This is a genomic window from Companilactobacillus sp. y65-5 (assembly GCF_057541095.1).
This window is the reverse complement of sequence record NZ_BAAJOA010000001.1, coordinates 553670-573183: the sequence shown is the minus strand read 5'-3', so window position 1 is coordinate 573183 and position 19514 is coordinate 553670. Positions and strand designations below refer to the sequence as shown.

Genomic DNA, 19514 nt, shown 5'->3' with positions numbered 1-19514 from the left:
TGTAATATAATTATACTTAGATTTCATCATACAGAAAGTTGTGTGTTTATGAAAAAAATATTTGTATTATTGCTTTGTCTACCTCTTGTTTTGTTAGGCGGTTGTAGCAATAAGAGCGATGTAAAAGTTAGTGTGCCAAAAATGAGTGCCAGCAATTTTTTGGATAACAGCAACTATGGTAATTATAATTCTCAAAATAAATTACTTGAGAGTTTTGTGGTCGACAAAATGGTTGCCAACAAGGGAATCTATACGCAATTTCACAAGACTAAGGACACTGAGGATGAAGCTACCGGTCATGAAATGCTTTCGGAATCATCAGGTCTGTGGCTGGAGTACTTGGTATATACCAAGCAGTATAAGCAATTCCGCCAATTTTATCATCAGACGAAGAAGACGTTTGACCAAGGTGATCAATTCAGCTATCGGTATGATCCAGACAATAATAAAAAATCCAACGTCAATGCGACCTTGGATGATCTAAGAATTATTCGAGCATTGCAAATGTATGCACAGGCAACTGATAACAAGACATATCACAAAGAAGCCGCGAGCAGATTTGCTAAGTTAACGACTGGCTCCATCCCGAATGGAAAGTTGGTAGATTTTTATGATGAGAATTCCAAAAAATCTAGCACTGACAGTTCGTTAGCGTATTATGATTTCAAAACTTTGAAATATTTTGAATCTACATCTACTAAAGGAAAAAAGCATTACAAGAAACAGTTACAATTAGTTCAGAAGGGATATCTGGGTGATGCATTTCCACTCTACGCCTCCAGTTATAGTTGGAGCCAAGGAAGTTATAGCAGTAAGAATCTGAATACTTCTGAGGCCTTGGAGACTATTTTACATCTCTCTGAAGTTGGTAAGGTCAAACAAGTTACCTTGAACTGGTTGGCAGAACAAGTGAAAAATCATAAGTTGTACAATACTTATTCTATCAATGGAACGGTGGTCAGTAAGGGTCAATCCAGCGGTAGTTATGCGTTAGCAGCAATTATCTTTGCGAATGCCAACGATGAAGAAATGTATCAAACCGCGATGAAAGAAATGTGGAGATCTCAAGTTACCGATAAGGATTCTTCAATTTACGGTGCTTTAGGTATTAAGCATTTGAAGCAAGCGTATTCATATAATAATTTGTATGGTTTGTTAGCATCTAAATACTAAGGAAAATAAACGTGAAAGAAAAAATAAAGTTATGGGCGGAAAAATTTAGTAAATATGTTTCGCCTGCACTGTTAGCAACGATTTTGGCTGCTATTATCAGTGGGGCACTTCTCTTTGTGCCGCCAATTCACGGATACGCTGACAATGGTGATTTTTATCGAGCCATGCTTAGCAATGGAATTTATCGTTTGCCTTCCAAACACCCTTGGGCGCTAGAGTATGTTATTACCAAATTCGGCTTGTTTCAATATTTTAACGAATACGGCACGATCGCCTTTTCTTCGCAGTCGCTTTTTATAAGAATAGCTGTTTTGATCAACAAGTTGTTTTATAGTACCAAAATTTTTGATATTAGATTTTTAGGTGCTTTGTATTATGTATTATTCTTAGGCGCTATTTATTTGTTAACGAAATCAATAGTGCATCCATATCGTAAATTACGTAGTTACGTGGTAGCGCTATTGATAGTCTTTATATTTACCGATTCATCGTTCACCTTATATTTCAATTCCTTTTTTGCAGAACCTGTCATGTATATCTTTATGATGTATGCCTTTGCTTCAATCATGTTATTGGCTAGGGGATGCTACCAGAAGAACTGGCCTATGATGCTACTATTTTTTGTTAGTACGATATTGGTAATCACTGATAAATCGCAGAATGCACCGTTGGCATTGAGTTTTATCGTTATTTCCGTCGGGATGATGTTTCTACCACATTTCAATGCTCGTCGCTTTGCAGTGGGTATAGGGATGGTAGTGCTGATTTTTTCAGGAGTATTCACCTATGTCGCCATCAACAAAGAATTCAACGATGTAAATCAATATAAGGCATTCACCCATGGAGTATTGATGGAAACTAGTGATCCTAGTAAAAAAATCAATAAGTTGGGTATTGACGAGCAATTTGCGTTGTTGCGTGAAGAAAATTACTATGTAAAGTCTTATTCTGCGGTCAAAGCTACCAATAAGGATGTTCAACAAAATCTTTTGGCGAAGAATGGCATCGGCTGGACCTTGAAATATTATGCCCACAACCCCAAGCAAGCCGTATCGCTATTAGACTTAGCGACTAAAGATATTATGATTACGCAAGTAGAGGCGGTGGGTGATTATACACGAGATTCTGGTCACAAGCCGGGTGAACAAGTTCGATATTTTACTCTGTACAGTGACTATATGAGCACGTTTTTCCCTGCAAAATATGCATTCGTATGCCTATTATCGGTAGCATTGATCCTTTGTTACGGTGTCGGTCTGTACAAGGATTTTCGCGCTAATAGACCTCATGGTGTAATGCGGTTTTTCTTGATTTTAGGATTGATCACGATGATCCTATTCGTCCCGATCATTTCAATCGTCGGTGATGGCGATGCCGATTTAGCTAAGCATTTATTCATAATCCCAGTTAGTTTTAATTTGATATTTTGTTTGTTCATATCAGATGTGTTGCATCATCGACTATGGAATACTGAAGCTAGAGAGGAGTTTGTTGAACGTGCAAAATAAAATTGTAAAGTTACTATGCTTGTTGCTGTCAATTTTGTTCTTTACGATCATGAATCCTCCTACGCAAGTAGAGGCCGCTGATGATAATTTGGTCATGCTAGTGTATGATTCTCAAAACACGACCGATAATTCGCAAGTACAGATCGACGCCCTCCAACGAGCCTTAACGAGTATGAATCTACGCATCAAGACAGTGTCACAGTCAGATTATCGATCTGGACAACTTACTGATAAGTATCTGGGTGTCATCTCAATGGTCAATTGGCGTCAAGTAGGGTTGAATAATAAGTCATTCATCAATGATAGAAAGAACTTCACAGGAATAAAGTTGCACATTGGATATGATTTGGCGGCGGATGAATTATCAGATTTACAGGCCAATTCAGTCGACTTATATCAGCAACAGTTTATTTTGAAGAATAATCATAACAGTCAGATGTTACCTTTTAGTGAAACTATTACTGTTTTGGATGGTTTACCAGATGATGCGCAACGAATCGGTACCCTCAGTACGCAACAAGCCGATCAAAAAAGTTATGGCTATGGGACGATCGTTGGAAAAAATGCATATTTACCGTATTTCAATTCCAAGGGTTTGAGTTATTTAACAGCGGTCGAGTTGATTGCCAAATTATTCACACGGATCGGTAGTTATCAACCATTACTAACGATAACGGATGTCACGCCGGTCAGCGATATGCGGATATTGGAACAGGTGAGTGAATTTTGTTACCAAAATAGTATTCCATTTGCAGTAAGTACGACCTCAGTCGCAAAGAATACCGAGATGAAAGCTTTTACTAGATTTGCGTCGGTTCTGAGAAATGTCGAGAATCGTGGTGGTGTCATCTTCATCCAGTCACCAGTCGTTGGTGGCGCTGGTGCGGATAGTGGAACCGAGTTGAATCAAAACTTGACGAGCTATATCGTTAGTCTGGCGAAGCATACTGTTTATCCAATCGGGATCAGTACTCAAGGTTTTTGGAATCAGGATAAAGTATTACGCAAGAATTTTTTGATGAAAGCTGACCATTGGTTGTTATTACCTAATTCAGACGCCACTTATGCGGATGAAGATAACGACTCACAAGTTGTTGCTCGAAGCTTCTTAGGAATCTCGGCGTCATCGCTTAACAGTGTCAAAGAAACTTCAGCTACGAAATTTCTTACGCCGACAGCAGTCTTGATACCACTACCCCATTCTCAAAAAGAATTGGTAGATTTTAAGGAACAAGTTGGAAAATTAAAATTCCAGTGGTTTGATCCCTTGACGTCAAATCTGTCAACTACGATCAATACAGGAACGTCAACGATTTCCTTTAAAAATGGAAATTATTTTGTTAATGGCAAGCAAGAGAATACCGGAACCGCTAATTCTTCAAAAGCATTTGAAGAGACGATCAAACAAAAACCGTTGTTGAGTAATTATTTTAATATTCAGGGTAATGTTTTGACGATATTCTTTACAGTAATTACTATCGTGCTGATTATCTTCATTTTGATTGGTAGAAGAATTTACTGGAATAATTTTAATAAGAGGAAGTGATAAATATTTCAGTCTTAGATATATTTTTATTGATTGCAGTAATTGCAATTTGGGGAACATTAGTTGTTAATTTGATTTTAACGATTGCTGGATATACTTGGTATTTGAAGAATGTTAATAAACCAGCGCCTAAATTGCCAGATGAGGTCCCATTTGTTTCTATTTTGGTTCCAGCTCATAATGAGGGCGTGGTGATCGTAAAGACTGTTTTATCGCTTTTGTCTTTTGATTATCCTCAAGATAAGTACGAAATTATCGTGATAAACGATAATTCAAGTGATAACTCGGCACAGTTGCTGGCTAACTTGCAAGATAAGTTTTCACATGAACGTCTAAAAGTCATTAATACGGATAGTGTTACCGGTGGTAAAGGTAAGTCTAACGCCTTGAATATTGGATTGACCAAGGCCAAAGGTAGCATCATATCTATTTACGATGCAGATAATACCCCAGAGCATCAAGCTTTACGGATCCTAGTAGCCGAGCTGATGCAAGATGAAGGTGTTGCGGCAGTCATTGGTAAGTTTAGAACGCGTAATAAGATGGCGACACTTTTGACGCGATTTATTAATATCGAAACTTTATCGTTTCAATGGATGGCGCAAGCAGGGCGACAACAATTGTTTAAGCTATGTACGATTCCCGGAACTAACTATGTTATTCGCCGAAGTGTTATCGAAAAAGTCGGCGGTTGGGATGTCAAAGCGTTGGCTGAGGACACAGAGATCAGTTTTCGAGTTTATCAGATGGGTTATCGGATTCGATTCCAACCAAAGGCGGTCACTTGGGAACAAGAACCACAGACTTTGGATGTCTGGTTCCATCAGCGAACTCGGTGGGTCAAGGGAAACATTTATGTAGTTGTTAAAAATGCACATTTGTTATTCAAAAAAGAAGGTCGTCCGATTCGCTTCGACCTGTTGTATTTTTTGTCGATATATTTTCTCTTGATGACCTCGTTGATTTTATCGGATTCAGTTTTTGTCCTATCAGTCGCTGGAATCGCACATTCAGATCTGCAAGGTTTCAGTAATTCACTGTGGTTATTTGCGGTAATAATGTTTGTCATCAGTACTTTTGTTACAATAACGACAGAAAGAGGGGAATTGACCTTCAGTAATTTGTTATTAATTATTTTTATGTATGTAGTATACAGTCAAATGTGGCTTGCTGTTGCGGCCTATGGAATGGTGGGGTATATACGTGAACAAGTATTTCATAAACAAGCAAAATGGTATAAAACGAAGCGGTATCAATAAATTTATAATAGCGCTTTGTTTTGCTATGACACTGATATTTGGTGGTACCAATGTTAAAGCTGCTGACAATCAAACTTACACACAACAATTCCAAAACAGCACAACAACTCTGTCTGGTCGTGCTGTGGAATCTAATATGTATTTGACTAAGATGGATTATTGGGATGTTAAGAAAGTGACGTTTAACTTGAATTTTCAGGTTTCCCAGTTGGCATCGCGTGATATGTCTGACATCACCGTCTCAATGAATGGTGTGAAGTTCTATTCATTCAGACCGTCCAAAAAAACTGGTAGTCAATCTGAGGCAATCGACGTACCAGTCGAACTCCTTGGTGGCAGTAACAAGCTACAAATTGACGGACAGATTCTCAGTCAAGATAATGACAAGAATTATCAATTGGCACAAACTCCTGCTAATTGGCTGACGATCGAGAACGGTTCGAATGTTAATTTTGAATATCAATTAAAAGATGCTGACAACAATCTCAAATCATTTTATGATCATTTTTCTGGTCAGGATACGATTGCATACAATCATTCGAAAATCGCCACAGCAAATGATCCAACTGCTAATGAATTGACGGCAAGTATGATTGCCTTAGCTGGTGAGTCACGAGTGATCACGACTGAAAATGATCAAATCCCAGTTGTTAAGATGAATCAATTGAATGCTCAAGATGGGGATTACATGATGGTCGTAGCACGGTATGGACATCTTCCTGCCAACTTGAAGAAACAAGTTTCAGCGAATTATCTGAACGATCAAGCGGTCATCAAGACTTACTATGATGGCAATAAGCGCTATCTGATAGTTACGGCTAAGTCAGGCTCACTTTTGAAGAAGGCGGCTAGATTCGTTGCCAATCAAGAATTGATGAAGGAGACTGATAAAGATACAGAATACGTCAGTGATGAAACAGCGACATTTACATCGTCCCTACATGATAATGGGGTAAAGAATATTACTACCTCCACTGATACATATCAAGGTGCTGGTCATCGCGAGAATAGTTATCTGATCAGCTTGCCGAATGATCGTTCTAATGCCGATGGTTCAGAGGTTTATTTGAAGTTTAGATACAGTAAGAATTTGAACTTTAATCGCTCACTAGTTACTGTCAAGGTGAATGACACCACGCTTGGAAGTAAAAAGTTAATCGCTGCACGTGCTGACGGCGATACTCTAACTCTCAAAGTTCCACGTGGATTGAGTTTGGGAAATAGTTTTACGATCAACGTCGGATTTGATTTGGAGATGAAAGACCAAGATACTTCTGACAATAGCCAAACGCCATGGGCAGAATTAGATACAGGTTCCAAGATGTACGTGAAATCAAAGCGGAGCAATGACTTACTGTTTACTAACTATCCAACGTTATTTATCAATAATCAAACTTACGATAATATTGCCGTCGTCACGCCAAGTAGTCTAAGCGATGAAGATTTCAAAACTCTGACCAACATTTTTAATTTAGTCGGTAGTTTTGCTAAGAGTAATACAGGACATATTCAATTTTATTCTAGTATGCCAAGTAAGCGTATTTTGAAAAATAAAAATGTCATTTTAGTCGGGACACCCAAGAATAATGAAATGATCAAGAAAATAAATTCAAATTTGTATTTTAAATACTCTAAAGATTTTAGCCGGATCATTTCTAATGAAAAATTGAGTATCGAGCATGACTACGGTAAGACCATCGGAACGGCTCAATTATTACGCTCACCGTACAATGATAAGCGGGGGATGCTAGTTGTCACTGGTGCCAATGATACGGCGGTTTATCTGGCTTCAACTCAAATTAATTTTCAGAAGAATATTCAACAGTATTCTGGCGATGGCTTGATAGTTGATCCTAACAATACTCACTACGGCTATCGCTTCAAGAAGGATAAGGCTATTGATAAATCACTGACTACTAAGCAATTGATCAGCGATAATACACAATTGATCATTTATTTGATCATGGCATTAGTCGTGATCGTTATGATCGGTGCAGCAGTCTTCTTAGTAATGAGGAAGCAAGGCTTGTTGAACGGAGGTCACAAGGATGGGAAATAAAGATCAACGAACATCGCTTTTGGCGGATGTGGGACTGTTAATGTTTCTAGTTCTTTTTAGTGCAACAGCGATATTGATGGCTGTGTCTGGTCAAATCTTATTGAACGTTATTTATTTATTTTGTACAGTGGCGTTGCTGATGTTGACATACTTCTTTGGAATCATGCCTAGCTTAATTGCAAACATTTTGTTCATAGCTGTACAGGCAACGATCATGGTTTATCAATATGTGGCTAAGGCTAGTGAAATTCATTGGCAACTTAGCTTTTGGATGATAGCGCCGATACTGTTGTCCTTGGCGTTGTATAGTATGACTTACAATCAATTGAAATTACAAAATTCCAATGCCGAATTAAGGACTGCGATGGTCGAACAAGGAGCGTTCGATGAACAGACTCATTTACGTACTACTGTGGCGTATATTGAGGATACGGCTATCTATGCTGAAACCAATCGTAGATTTCAATTGCCAGTTACCACGGCAGTGATCAAGATTGGGTATTTTAATGATATTCGCCGAATGATGAGTCCCAATCAATTGCAGTCATTGTTGCAGATGACGACGGATGTAATTAAGGATAAGACTAGAGTTAACGATATTATTTATTTGTTAAATAATGAAGATCCGACTTGGGCGATATTGTTGTTTTCCAATGCTGATGGAGCCACCATCGCCACCAATCGTGTGAAGCAAGGATTCAGTGAACGTCTCCAAAACAATCCTGAATTATCGACTATGGCGATATCGTTGGTTGTTGGGATTGCTTCGTGGGATGCTGAAAAGATGAATACGCCGTATGATTTGATGAATGCGGCTATACGTGAAACACAATACGATGTTTAGTTAGGAATGATATAATTAACGGAAGTCTACATTTTGAAGGAGAACTTTTTTGGAAAGCTATCTAAAATGGGTTTTAGAAATAATATTTACGTTCACCGTCGTTCCTTATGCTACAGCGCGCGTTGTTTCTTGGATCGGTCATGTGACTAAGGGCATGTTGGTTAATAATTTAGGCAACAGTAGCCAGCTAGTAGTCGGTGGACTGGGAGTTATTATCCATGAATTAGGACATGCCATCTTCGCCTTTATTTTTGGGCATCATGTGACTAATGTGCAATTGCTAAACTTTCATTATAAGAACTCAGGTGAATTAGGTTCTGTCAGTCATTCTTGGAATGAGAACAATATTTATCAACGCTTAGGTAATTTTTTTATTGGAATTGCTCCGTATTATATGTGTTCGTTAGTCTTGTACTTCCTTCAAAAATATTTACTGAATGCACAATTGAACTTTACAAGCATCGGTGCAGATTCAGTGGTAACTGTTAGTGGACTCACTGAATTAGTTTTGAACAACTTAAAAACTTCTTTCGCCAATGGTACTTTTCCAATGATTTTTCTTTATTTAGTATTGACCATCATGATCGCAAGCACTGGATATGATTTGAGTGATGCAGATTTTCGAACAGTCAATAAGGGGATTTTACCTTGGATCGTAGTTCAATTCGTGATCGGTAACATTTTTATTATTTTAGGAAAAATGGATACTTTGAATGATTATTTGTTACAGTTTACTAGTTTCTCAGTTTTGTTTATGATTCACGCTATCTTTAGTATGTTACTAGCTATGATATTCATTAAAATTTTAGGAATATTCGATATTTTTTAGACGACTACCAGTTAGGCTGGTAGTTTTTTTATGCAAAAATATCCTCTCGATAATTGTTATTTTATCAAGAGGATATTTATTTTCTTAAAGGAGTAGGCAGATTATGGAACTCGTTTAATTAATATTTTTAAAGTGATGAATCAGGGAATTTATGAAATTATTTATTTTTTTATTCTCTGTTATTTTGTGTGGATAAACTAATCTAACTGGTCCATTAGGTTCGTATACTTTAACGGTAGAGATGCTATCCGAGTCTGTAAAACAACCATCACTCAATACACCTAAGCAGAGATTATTCTTGATTCCTTTCAGTACGATGTCATCACTTTCAACATTGATCAGATTTTGTGAATGAGAATATCCGCTGACAGCAGAAGCAGAAATGGCACTGGATTTTTTATCGATCAAAACTGGTAGATCTGATTGCAAAATTTTGCCTTGTTGAATCTTGTTAAAGGTAATATCTGATGCAGCTAAGACTAGACTCTCTTTGGTAATTACGACACTATCGAAGTCGGCGGGGATGAATCTATCTACAATGATTCCCAATTCTAATTTGCCACTTTTTAAATTTTCAATCGTTTCATCACTAGTTTGTCCGATCAAATCAAACATTATTTTTGAATTATTTGCATGATAATCTATCACCTTGGAGACAACATAGTCAGCTAAATAACGGTCAATTCCGCCAATTCTGATCAAAATATTTTTGTTATTAGCAATTTTGTTGGAAAAATTTTCAAATTCTATCAGTGATTGGTTTGCATATTCGTAAGTAAGGATGCCTATTGAAGTTAGACCGCTTGTTAAACTACCATTTTTGAGTAGGGCCGATCCGACTTGATTTTCCAATTCACTGATATGCTTGCTGACGGTAGAGCTACTGTATCCTAGTTTTTTAGCGGCATTTTGAAATGATCCAAGATCAACTGCCGTCTTGAATGTTTGTAGTAGCTTAATATTAATCATTAGTACACCTTACTTTCCAAAAAAGAAATTTTAAGTTCCAAAAAGGAAATAAATTTTATTACATTCTACCTTAAAATTAGTGTCATTAGGAGGGATGGGAATGAAATCTAAAGCAAAAAAAATGCCATCGGCGTTTAGTATTTTATTTATTATTATTGCAATTATTGCTGTATTAACGTGGATCGTACCAGCGGGAGCATACAATGTAGACAAATCTAATAATTTGGTTCCAGGTACTTATCATCACATAAAACAATCAGCACAAGGATTTTGGGATATTATCAAAGCCCCAGTTGTTGGAATGCTGGGTAATGAAACAACTTCAGCCGCCATGCCAGTTTCCTTTTTCATTTTAGTAATCGGTGGATTCTTAGGGGTAGTTAATGCGACAAAATCTTTGGATGCAGGTATTGGTTCGATAGTTCGTAAATATCACGGTAAAGAAAAAAGATTGATTATTGTTTTGATGATACTCTTTTCATTAGGTGGAACCACTTATGGTATGGCAGAGGAAACCATCGCCTTCTATCCAATTTTGTTACCGATCATGTACAGTATCGGTTTGGACAGTATCGTTGCAGTAGGAACCATCTGCATTGGTTCAACGATGGGAGTGTTAGCATCAACTGTTAATCCATTTGCAACGGGAGTTGCTTCACAGGCTGCGGGAATATCTCCCGGCCAAGGGATTGTTTGGAGATTGATTTTGTGGGTGATCTTAACGACAGTAGGTATTTTGTATGTTTATAGATATGCACAAAAAATCGAAAAAGATCCGACTAAGTCATTAGTTTATTCTCAAAGGGAAGAAGATGCAAAATCCTTTGATCCAGTCGAAGTCGATGGTATCAATAAGAAGCAAAAATTTGTTATAAAACTATTTATAACAACGTTTGTAATCATGATTCTAGGCTTGATTCCTTGGACAGATATTAATTCAAACTTCACATTTTTTGAACAGTTAAATAAATTTATATTGAAGATACCGGTACTAGGGTCAGTTTTAGGTAAGGATTTTCCAGCGTTAGGTACATGGTATTTTACAGAAATTACTATCTTGTTCTTACTAATGGCATTGATCATAGGATTCTCATACAACATGACAGAATCAGATATTGCCAAGCACTTTGTTAACGGTGCTAAGGACATGGTACAAGTAGCTTTGGTTGTGGCAGTTGCAAGAGGTATTCAAGTGATTATGAATGATGGCAATATGACCGCAACTATTTTACATTGGGGTGAAATGTATTTGAGTCAATTACCACCGATGCTATTCTCCGTCCTAACTTATATTTTCTATATTCCAATGTCCTTCTTGATTTATTCGACTTCCGGTCTAGCCTCAGCTACGATGGGAATAATGAGTGGTTTGGCAGACTTTGCCCATGTACCAAGAGATATTGCTATTACGGCCTTCCAGGCAGGTAATGGAACGATGAACTTGATCAGCCCCACCAATGCGATTTTACTAGGTGCATTAGGTTTGGCACATGTAAATTACAGTACATGGTTAAAATTTAATCGTAATTTACTGATCATGATTTTTCTTATCGTGATCTTAGTCCTATCTACTGCAACAATATTATCTTAAGGAGAGTACACATGAGTGATTTGAAAAAAGATTTTTTAAATGTTTTACCTATAAATGAAGAAGTGGCATATAATCTGAATAGTTTTTTAGCTAACAATCCTGAGTTATCGGGTCATGAGTTCATGGCAGTAGAGAAGTCTGTTGAGATTCTCAAAGAAAAAGGAATTGAGTATGAAGAAAATTATTGTGGTGTGCCAACTAGTTTCTTGGGACATATAATTGAAGGTAAATCTGATGAACCAAAGATTGGAATCGTAATGGAATACGATGCGCTTCCAGAGATTGGGCATGGATGTGGACATAGTGCCAGTGGTAGCCTGAGCATGCTGGCGGCATTATCGTTGTGGGAAATGCGTGATAAGGTAGCAGCAACGATCGATCTCATCGGAACTCCCAATGAAGAGACGGTCGGTGACAAGATAACTCTGGGTAAGGCTGGTGCCTTTGATGATTATGATTTTGTGATCATGATTCATATGAATTCAAATATAACTATGCCTGCAGCAAAGTTCCTCGCTTTGAGCGAGATAAAAGTGAACTTCGAGGGGTATCCATCGCATGCGGCTGCTGCACCTTGGAATGGGATAAATGCATTGAATTCAGCAATTCTCACTACTAATTCGATCGACATGCTCAGACAGCAATTGAAACCAGATACTAGAGTGTCTTATATTATTACAAAGGGTGGAACTGCCTCTAACGTCATTCCGGAGAATTCAGAAATGATTATTAATATGAGAGCATCGAAGAAAAAATATCTCGAAAGTGTTTTTGAAAAAGTTGAAAACTGCATCAAGGGTTCTGCACTTTCCACAGAAGCTACATACAGTTATGAACGTACAGGCGAAGATTTTGATGATATGAATCTTAATCAGACTGGTATCAAATTGATCGATGAAGTAATGACAGAATTGAACGTTCCACATAAATGGGATCCTAACGCTCCAGCTGAAGGAAGCTCGGATATTGGTAATGTCAGTTATTTATGTCCAGCTTTTCATCCTATGTTGGCTATATCTGATCGAGAATTTTCAATGCATACCAAAGATGTGGCTGATATTATGAAATCACCAGAAAAAGTAAATCCAGTTATTTTAACCGGATCCAAGATTATTGGTTTAATGATTCTAAAAGCCCTAGGTGATCGAGAACTGTTGAGTCAGATCAAAGAAGAATTTGACCAATCAATACACTAGGTAATGAGACTGAGTTAAATCGTATTATTAGAAACAATAAATCAAAATGTGCACCCGAAAGGATGCACATTTTTCATGCCATGAGCAACCTTATTCTGATAGAAAAATAGTTATTTATTCTCATCAGTCAATATCAATTTCCAAAAAGTAAATTGTTGGTTCCCATAATGAAATATCTTTACTATACTCTATCTAAACGCTAATAATATTAGGGGAGATGGGAATGAAAGCGAAAACTAGGAAAATGCCATCGGCATTTAGTATTTTATTTATTATTACTGCAATTATTGCTGTATTAACTTGGATCGTTCCAGCGGGTGCTTATAATGTGGATAAATCCAATAATTTGATTCCTGGGACATATCATCATATTGCACGTTCATCTCAAGGTTTATGGGACATTATCAAGGCTCCAGTTATTGGGATGTTAGGTGATGAGCATACTTCAGCAGCCATGCCAGTATCGTTATTTATCATGATAATCGGTGGCTTCTTAGGGGTAGTTAATGCAACGAAGTCTTTGGACGCAGGAATTGGTTCGATAGTACATAAATATCGCGGCAAAGAAAAGAGATTGATCATTGTTCTGATGATACTTTTTTCTTTAGGTGGAACGAGCTTCGGTATGGCAGAAGAGACAATAGCTTTTTATCCAATTTTATTACCAATTATGTACAGTATTGGATTGGACAGTATCGTTGCTGTGGGAACCATCTGTATTGGTTCGACGATGGGCGTTTTATCGTCAACGGTTAATCCATTCGCAACGGGTGTTGCTTCTCATACCGCAGGTATTTCTCCAGGTGACGGAATCATTTGGAGAGTGGTTTTGTGGGTAATCTTAACTACCGTGGGTATTATCTATGTTTATAGATATGCTCAAAAAATCGAAAAGGATCCGACTAAGTCATTGGTATATTCTCAAAGAGAAGAAGATGAAAAATCTTTTGATCCGGTAGAAGTAGACGGAATCAACAAAAAACAGAAGTTAGTTATTAAATTATTTATAACAACGTTTGTAATCATGATTCTCGGTTTGATACCTTGGACAGATATTAATCCCGATCTTAATTTCTTTGAGAAATTAAACAAATTCATATTGAAGATACCGGTATTAGGGAACATCTTAGGTGAAGATTTCCCAGCTCTTGGAACTTGGTACTTCACTGAAATAACTATTTTATTCTTACTAATGGCGTTGATAATAGGATTTTCTTTCAATATGACTGAGTCCGAGATTGCTAAGCATTTTGTCAATGGGGCCAAAGATATGGTGCAAATTGCTTTAATCGTGGCCCTTGCGAGAGGAATTCAAGTAGTTATGAATGATGGAAATATGACCGCCACAATTCTACATTGGGGAGAAATGTACTTGAGTAAATTACCACCGATATTATTCTCAGTTTTAACTTATATATTCTATATTCCAATGTCATTTTTGATTTATTCAACTTCCGGTCTAGCTTCGGCAACGATGGGAATAATGAGTGGCTTGGCAGATTTTGCGAATGTGCCAAGAGATATCGTTGTTACTGCATTCCAAGCTGGTAGTGGAACTATGAATTTAATCAGTCCAGCTAATGCAATTTTACTCGGTGCATTAGGATTATCACATGTTAATTACAGCACCTGGCTTAAGTTCAATCGCAATTTATTAATTATAATTTTTATTATTGTAATTTCAGTTCTATCTATTGCGACGGCGCTATCTTAAAATCATCAAAATAAAAAATGGGGTTGAAGCGTGGTTGCTTCAATCCCATTTTATTTGTCATTTTTTTTATGCCATTCTTTAATATACGCGAGTCGCTGTTTGAAACGTTGCTCATTACCTTGTTCGGTTGGTTGATAGTATTCATGTCCACTTATTTCAGGTGGATTAGTCTTCATAGTCGTGATTTTATCGCTCGTATCATGGGCGTATTGATAATTTTTTCCATAATCAAGGTCTTTCATCAGACTAGTTGGAGCATTGCGTATTTGCAATGGAACTGGCAAGTTACCGAACTTTTTAATATCCCTTTCAACATTTTGGTGCGCTACATCGACAGCATTAGATTTTGGAGCTAACGATAAGTAAATAACCGCCTCAGTCAAATGAACGTTACATTCAGGCATACCGATAAATTGGCAAGCTTGAAAGACGTCAACAGTTAGTGACAATGCTCTGGTGTCAGCCAAGCCGATGTCTTCACTGGCAAACCTGACTAATCGACGAGCAATGTACAAGGGGTCCTCTCCACCATCCATCATTCGGTGAAGCCAGTAAATCGCTGAATCAACGTCGCTGTTACGCATGGATTTGTGTAGTGCAGAAATAATATTGTAGTGTTCTTCGCCTTTTTTATCGTAACGAAGTGACTTGGTATTGATCGTCTCACTCAAAGTTTGAGCATTGATAGAAACAATATTGTTTTTCTTGTTGCCATTCAGTACAGCCATCTCAAGGGTATTCAGTGCTGAACGTGCATCGCCATTAGCGAATTCAGCAATTATCTTGATACTCTCATCATCGATGTGGACTGTTAAATTGGGAAATGCCAGTTTATTGTTTAGTGCATTATGTATTAGAAGAATAATGTCATCTTCGGTCAGTGACTTCAGTATGAAGACCTTGCACCTAGAGAGTAGGGCGGAATTGATCTCAAACGAGGGGTTTTCCGTCGTCGCGCCGATCAGAATGATGCTGCCTTTTTCAACGAATGGTAAAAAAGCATCTTGTTGAGCCTTGTTGAAGCGATGGATCTCATCAATAAAAACGATCGTGCGTTGTCCTATTTCACGATTCATTTCGGCTTCTTCCATTATCTTACGGATCTCTTTAATACCACTTGTGACCGCACTGAAGGTAACAAAATTTGATTTGGTTTTTTCAGCGATTATATGTGCTAGAGTAGTTTTTCCAACCCCAGGAGGACCCCAAAGAATGATCGAAGATAGCTTATCCTCATCGATTATTTCTCGAAGGATTTTTCCTTTTCCGATCAATTGCTGTTGACCAACGAATTCATCTAAATTGTTGGGTCTAATACGATTTGCCAGAGGAGTATTTTGCTCATTTGCAGATGCGAATAATGATTCCTGCTTCATGATATCCTCCTTCTCATGAATGATTTTAGAAACTAAAAGTAACTTTTTCTTTGTCTAAGCCGGGGTCAACGTAGACGTCGTCTAATTGTAGTTCAAAAACTTCTAGTTTTGGTCCAATTAAATCCCAGACTTTTTGATAATTAGGTACAGTTTCGAGATACTTTGGAAGTAATTCTATCATAGTTTTGTCTGATTTTTGGATAGATGCATTTTGGGAACGAATGTATGGATTACCGATCATATCACTATTGGGAATGCTGATGAATGACACACTTTGGGCTTTTTCATATTCAGTTATGCAAGGAGTACCCACGACCGATGAGAAGAATAGAGTGTTGGGTTGTTCTTCAAGCCAAATAAAATTGACGATTTTAACATTGGAGATATTGTCCACCGATGTGCTCAATGCAATCTTATTTGTTTTTCTAGTGACGTCTTTTAATAGAGAAATGTTCATGATGATTTGCTCCTTCGTAAAATGTCTTTATTACCTGATTATAACGTATTTTATAGCAACATTGAACGTACGTTTGCGTGAAGTTTATCACAATCCAGTGGTGCTAGTACTCAAGGTAATTAAAAATTCTATAACTTAATCTGAGACCGAATATTTTGTCGGGGTCATCATAATTTATTGGAATCAAATCATTTATTTTATTCAAGCGTTTAGAAAGACTGTTTCGATGCAAATGCATTTTTTCAGCAGTATGACCTAGTTTTCCATCAGACTCCAAATATTCAAAGAGCGTGTTAAATAGTTCTGAATTATGTTGTTTGTCATATTGTTTCAATAGTAATAATTGTGAACACATCGTATTTCTGAGTAAGTCGATATTTGTCATTTGATTCAAAATAATATAAATATTATATTTCAATGTATAATTTATAATATTTACTTCATTGAGTTTTATAGCCATTTTTACTGCCTGTTTGCAGATTTTTAAAAACTCATTAGTCTGTGTGATGGTCTTGTAGGATTCTGAGATAAAGAAATAATGATTATATTTTTTTCCGAGAGCTGCTAGTGATTTAGTTATCTGGTCAACCTTACTTTCGCCAGCAACAAAGATGAGATTTTGTTCTGCATTCTCAGTTAGTGGCATGGGAGCGACGAGGGACTGCAATTCATTGATGAACTGATCCTTATTACTATTAATTTTTCGTGGAATGGCAATTACACAAACCATTCTCTCAGGAAAGAATTTATCAAATGATAATGAATCGATTGAATCGATATTCTCAAGCATGTTTGAGAACAAGCTGTTTAACTCGCTCTGATCAGGGTTGACCGAGTAGCGATTGTTGAAGTTATTAATTATTTTGATAGCTAACTGCAATTGTTCATTGGATAATGGGTAGCCTTTGGACTGGGTCACAAATAAATACCAATTATTTAATGAGAACGTGTTTATAGTATTTCTAATATATTCAGTTTGACCTATTAAGAATGATCGACTCTGATGACTATTTTTTAGCCAATTTTTACTTATCACCGGGACTTGCTCTGTATTTGAACTTATCAAGTTATTTTTTTCGTCGATGATCAAGACCGTTTGTTCCAAGTAATCGCCTATCAGATGAGTTAGTTGATCAATAGTCGTACAAGTTATTGATTTTAGCAGTAAATCTTCTTTTAACATTCGCAGCCCTCCGGTGTGCATAATATACACTTATAATATAGATCTGTGTGCGGTCAGCCAGTCGTATCTGATGATGTCTGATGTTATAGTTACACACGTAATAATAAGTGGTCACTAGTTAGTGTACCAAATACACACCGATAGGAGAATACGATGGAGTTTGAAAAAGTATTGCATAATCGTCATTCAAGTCGAAGGTTCTTGGATACGCCGATAGATGAAAAAATTTTGTCAGAGATTGTTCAAGAAGCTCAGCGTGCACCGTCGTGGGCAAATGCTCAACCGTGGAAGGTGATCGTAGCAACTGGTTCTACCTTGCAGACGATCAAGAATAAGCACCTGGAGCTAAGTAATCAAGGGATGCCCGGCGACTCCGATATGAACACGGCTCATCGAAATGATTGGGCTGATTATACTAGGAACAATATTGGTCGCTGGAACAACGAATTGATCAAACATCTGATCAATAATAATATCCCTCAATCTGAATTTGGCAATACTCAGTCGACCTTATTCAATTCGCCAGCGTTAGTCTATTTATCCGTAACTGAACCGTTGAATGATTGGGAAATATTTGATGTCGGTGCCTTTTCACAGACGTTGATGTTGAGCGCCGCCAATCGAGGCATCCAGTCGATTCCGGCATACGAAATAGTCCGATATCCAGATGAGTTGAGAAAGATTTTTGATTTAAACAACAGTGAAAAGTTGATCATGGGTATTGCCTTAGGATATGAGGATACCAGTGTTATCAATGATTTTAGAAGTACGCGCGACGAGACAAAAAATATATTGAGAATAGAAAGATAGGTAATGATAATGAAAATTTTAGTAATTGGTGCTAGCGGACGTATTGGCTCATTGTTAGTTAATAAATTAGAAGATATGGGCAACGAAGTTACAGGAACGTATAATAGTAAAAAAATAAACGATGCAATAAAATTCGACTTGCATGCCTCAGTAGCTGAGATGACAAAGTTGATGTCCGGGTATGATGCAGTGTATTTCGTAGCTGGATCACGTGGTAAGGACCTACTCCAGACGGATCTCAATGGCGCCGTTAAAACAATGATGGCAAGTGAAAAAGCTGGTATCAAGCGATTTATTCAATTGAGTTCAGCCTTCGCCTTGGAGCAGGACAGATGGGATGAAAGTTATCTAGCTGGAATTACTGACTATAATATTGCCAAGTATTTTTCCGACTCTTGGCTGATAAATAATACTAATTTGGATTACACAATTCTACAACCAGGTGTTTTGACAGAAACTCCTGCAACGGGCAAGACAAATTTTGACGTCAAAAATCCTTCTGAAAATTCCTTAGCAGATGTTGCAGAAGTCTTGGCAGATGTTTTGGATAAGAATAATACCATCGGTAAAGTAATAATTATGGGTTCAGGTGATGAAGATATTTCTGAAGCTGTTGAGAATATTTAATGAGAAATCGACGATTATCGTCGATTTTTTTATTTCTATACAATTTAAATTAGTTGTTAATTACTATTAGAATTGTTATTTTCCATTTAAATTATCATACAAATCGTCCACATAAAGTAGAGGTCAAAAAAGTAGAAATAATGACTCTAAAAATATTATTCTTGGGGTAGTGAAATGAAATTAATACTGCATGATACTTAAATTATTTCAAATCGAGTTTTATAGGTCTAATAAATAGATTAAATATAAGCTATTTTTAGTCGATTAAGTTTGTCATGTATATTTAATATATACGAATTGTATACTGACAAAAAGAGCGTAACCGTTCAAACTATGTTGGATAATCAAGGAACTATATCAGAATTTTGTGGTG

The 19514-nt window shown here is 37.1% G+C and carries 16 protein-coding genes; 12 read left to right on the top strand and 4 right to left on the bottom strand.

All coding sequences use genetic code 11. The features are described from left to right. The first annotated feature begins 48 nt into the window (after window positions 1–48). The 7 genes from AC27FM_RS02950 to AC27FM_RS02920 are packed head-to-tail and all read left to right on the top strand — an operon-like array spanning window position 49 to window position 9218. Window positions 49–1173 carry a hypothetical protein gene (locus AC27FM_RS02950; protein ID WP_487085836.1) on the top strand — a complete coding sequence of 375 codons (1125 nt, stop codon included), beginning with the start codon at window positions 49–51 and terminating at the stop codon, window positions 1171–1173. 11 nt (window positions 1174–1184) lie between these two features. Next, window positions 1185–2681, top strand: a complete 1497-nt coding sequence (gene wsfD / locus AC27FM_RS02945; RefSeq protein WP_487085835.1) for a glycan biosynthesis hexose transferase WsfD — start codon at window positions 1185–1187, stop codon at window positions 2679–2681. Then, window positions 2671–4227, top strand: a complete 1557-nt coding sequence (locus tag AC27FM_RS02940; protein WP_487085834.1) for a hypothetical protein — start codon at window positions 2671–2673, stop codon at window positions 4225–4227. The genes wsfD and AC27FM_RS02940 overlap by 11 nt, the downstream gene beginning before the upstream one ends. A 5-nt stretch (window positions 4228–4232) precedes the next feature. Continuing rightward, on the top strand, window positions 4233–5486 hold the full coding sequence (locus tag AC27FM_RS02935) for a glycosyltransferase family 2 protein (RefSeq protein WP_487086070.1): 1254 nt from the start codon (window positions 4233–4235) through the stop codon (window positions 5484–5486). Between the two features lie 25 nt (window positions 5487–5511). Then, window positions 5512–7545, top strand: a complete 2034-nt coding sequence (locus tag AC27FM_RS02930; RefSeq protein ID WP_487086069.1) for a cellulose biosynthesis cyclic di-GMP-binding regulatory protein BcsB — start codon at window positions 5512–5514, stop codon at window positions 7543–7545. Further along, window positions 7535–8389, top strand: coding sequence for a GGDEF domain-containing protein (locus AC27FM_RS02925; RefSeq protein ID WP_487085833.1), 855 nt, complete (start codon window positions 7535–7537; stop codon window positions 8387–8389). The genes AC27FM_RS02930 and AC27FM_RS02925 overlap by 11 nt, the downstream gene beginning before the upstream one ends. A 49-nt stretch (window positions 8390–8438) precedes the next feature. Beyond that, on the top strand, window positions 8439–9218 hold the full coding sequence (locus AC27FM_RS02920) for a hypothetical protein (protein WP_487085832.1): 780 nt from the start codon (window positions 8439–8441) through the stop codon (window positions 9216–9218). Between the two features lie 114 nt (window positions 9219–9332). Here AC27FM_RS02920 and AC27FM_RS02915 read toward each other — a convergent pair whose 3' ends face one another. Continuing rightward, window positions 9333–10187, bottom strand: coding sequence for a LysR family transcriptional regulator (locus tag AC27FM_RS02915; protein ID WP_487085831.1), 855 nt, complete (start codon window positions 10185–10187; stop codon window positions 9333–9335). Between the two features lie 94 nt (window positions 10188–10281). Between AC27FM_RS02915 and AC27FM_RS02910 the strand changes: the two genes are divergently transcribed. From AC27FM_RS02910 to AC27FM_RS02900, 3 genes are all read left to right on the top strand, one after another. After that, window positions 10282–11778, top strand: coding sequence for a YfcC family protein (locus AC27FM_RS02910; RefSeq protein ID WP_487085830.1), 1497 nt, complete (start codon window positions 10282–10284; stop codon window positions 11776–11778). An 11-nt stretch (window positions 11779–11789) separates the two neighbouring features. After that, window positions 11790–12974, top strand: coding sequence for a M20 family metallopeptidase (locus AC27FM_RS02905; RefSeq protein WP_487085829.1), 1185 nt, complete (start codon window positions 11790–11792; stop codon window positions 12972–12974). Between the two features lie 217 nt (window positions 12975–13191). Next, window positions 13192–14688: a YfcC family protein gene (locus AC27FM_RS02900; protein ID WP_487085828.1), complete on the top strand. Its 1497-nt coding sequence runs from the start codon at window positions 13192–13194 to the stop codon at window positions 14686–14688. Window positions 14689–14738: 50 nt separating this feature from the next. On the opposite strand, the gene AC27FM_RS02895 is transcribed toward AC27FM_RS02900, so the two are convergent. From AC27FM_RS02895 to AC27FM_RS02885, 3 genes are all read right to left on the bottom strand, one after another. Then, window positions 14739–16064: a replication-associated recombination protein A gene (locus AC27FM_RS02895; protein WP_487085827.1), complete on the bottom strand. Its 1326-nt coding sequence runs from the start codon at window positions 16062–16064 to the stop codon at window positions 14739–14741. Between the two features lie 25 nt (window positions 16065–16089). Next, window positions 16090–16521, bottom strand: a complete 432-nt coding sequence (locus AC27FM_RS02890; RefSeq protein WP_487085826.1) for a pyridoxamine 5'-phosphate oxidase — start codon at window positions 16519–16521, stop codon at window positions 16090–16092. Window positions 16522–16624: 103 nt separating this feature from the next. Beyond that, window positions 16625–17704, bottom strand: a complete 1080-nt coding sequence (locus AC27FM_RS02885; protein WP_487085825.1) for a helix-turn-helix domain-containing protein — start codon at window positions 17702–17704, stop codon at window positions 16625–16627. A 153-nt stretch (window positions 17705–17857) separates the two neighbouring features. On the opposite strand from AC27FM_RS02885, the gene AC27FM_RS02880 reads away from it, so the two are divergent. Further along, window positions 17858–18514 carry a nitroreductase gene (locus tag AC27FM_RS02880; RefSeq protein ID WP_487085824.1) on the top strand — a complete coding sequence of 219 codons (657 nt, stop codon included), beginning with the start codon at window positions 17858–17860 and terminating at the stop codon, window positions 18512–18514. A gap of 9 nt (window positions 18515–18523) precedes the next feature. Further along, the gene (locus AC27FM_RS02875; protein ID WP_487085823.1) at window positions 18524–19141 is read left to right on the top strand and encodes an NAD(P)H-binding protein; all 618 of its coding nucleotides are present in this window, start codon (window positions 18524–18526) and stop codon (window positions 19139–19141) included. Window positions 19142–19514 lie beyond the last annotated feature (373 nt).

Excerpts from the sequence above, each read along its gene's own strand:
- AC27FM_RS02950 (WP_487085836.1), top strand. The coding sequence starts at position 49 with ATGAAAAAAATATTTGTATTATTGCTTTGTCTACCTCTTGTTTTGTTA.
- AC27FM_RS02930 (WP_487086069.1), top strand. The coding sequence starts at position 5,512 with ATGACACTGATATTTGGTGGTACCAATGTTAAAGCTGCTGACAATCAA.
- AC27FM_RS02925 (WP_487085833.1), top strand. The coding sequence starts at position 7,535 with ATGGGAAATAAAGATCAACGAACATCGCTTTTGGCGGATGTGGGACTG.
- AC27FM_RS02915 (WP_487085831.1), bottom strand. The coding sequence starts at position 10,187 with ATGATTAATATTAAGCTACTACAAACATTCAAGACGGCAGTTGATCTT.
- AC27FM_RS02910 (WP_487085830.1), top strand. The coding sequence starts at position 10,282 with ATGGGAATGAAATCTAAAGCAAAAAAAATGCCATCGGCGTTTAGTATT.
- AC27FM_RS02905 (WP_487085829.1), top strand. The coding sequence starts at position 11,790 with ATGAGTGATTTGAAAAAAGATTTTTTAAATGTTTTACCTATAAATGAA.
- AC27FM_RS02900 (WP_487085828.1), top strand. The coding sequence starts at position 13,192 with ATGGGAATGAAAGCGAAAACTAGGAAAATGCCATCGGCATTTAGTATT.
- AC27FM_RS02895 (WP_487085827.1), bottom strand. The coding sequence starts at position 16,064 with ATGAAGCAGGAATCATTATTCGCATCTGCAAATGAGCAAAATACTCCT.
- AC27FM_RS02890 (WP_487085826.1), bottom strand. The coding sequence starts at position 16,521 with ATGAACATTTCTCTATTAAAAGACGTCACTAGAAAAACAAATAAGATT.
- AC27FM_RS02885 (WP_487085825.1), bottom strand. The coding sequence starts at position 17,704 with ATGTTAAAAGAAGATTTACTGCTAAAATCAATAACTTGTACGACTATT.
- AC27FM_RS02880 (WP_487085824.1), top strand. The coding sequence starts at position 17,858 with ATGGAGTTTGAAAAAGTATTGCATAATCGTCATTCAAGTCGAAGGTTC.
- AC27FM_RS02875 (WP_487085823.1), top strand. The coding sequence starts at position 18,524 with ATGAAAATTTTAGTAATTGGTGCTAGCGGACGTATTGGCTCATTGTTA.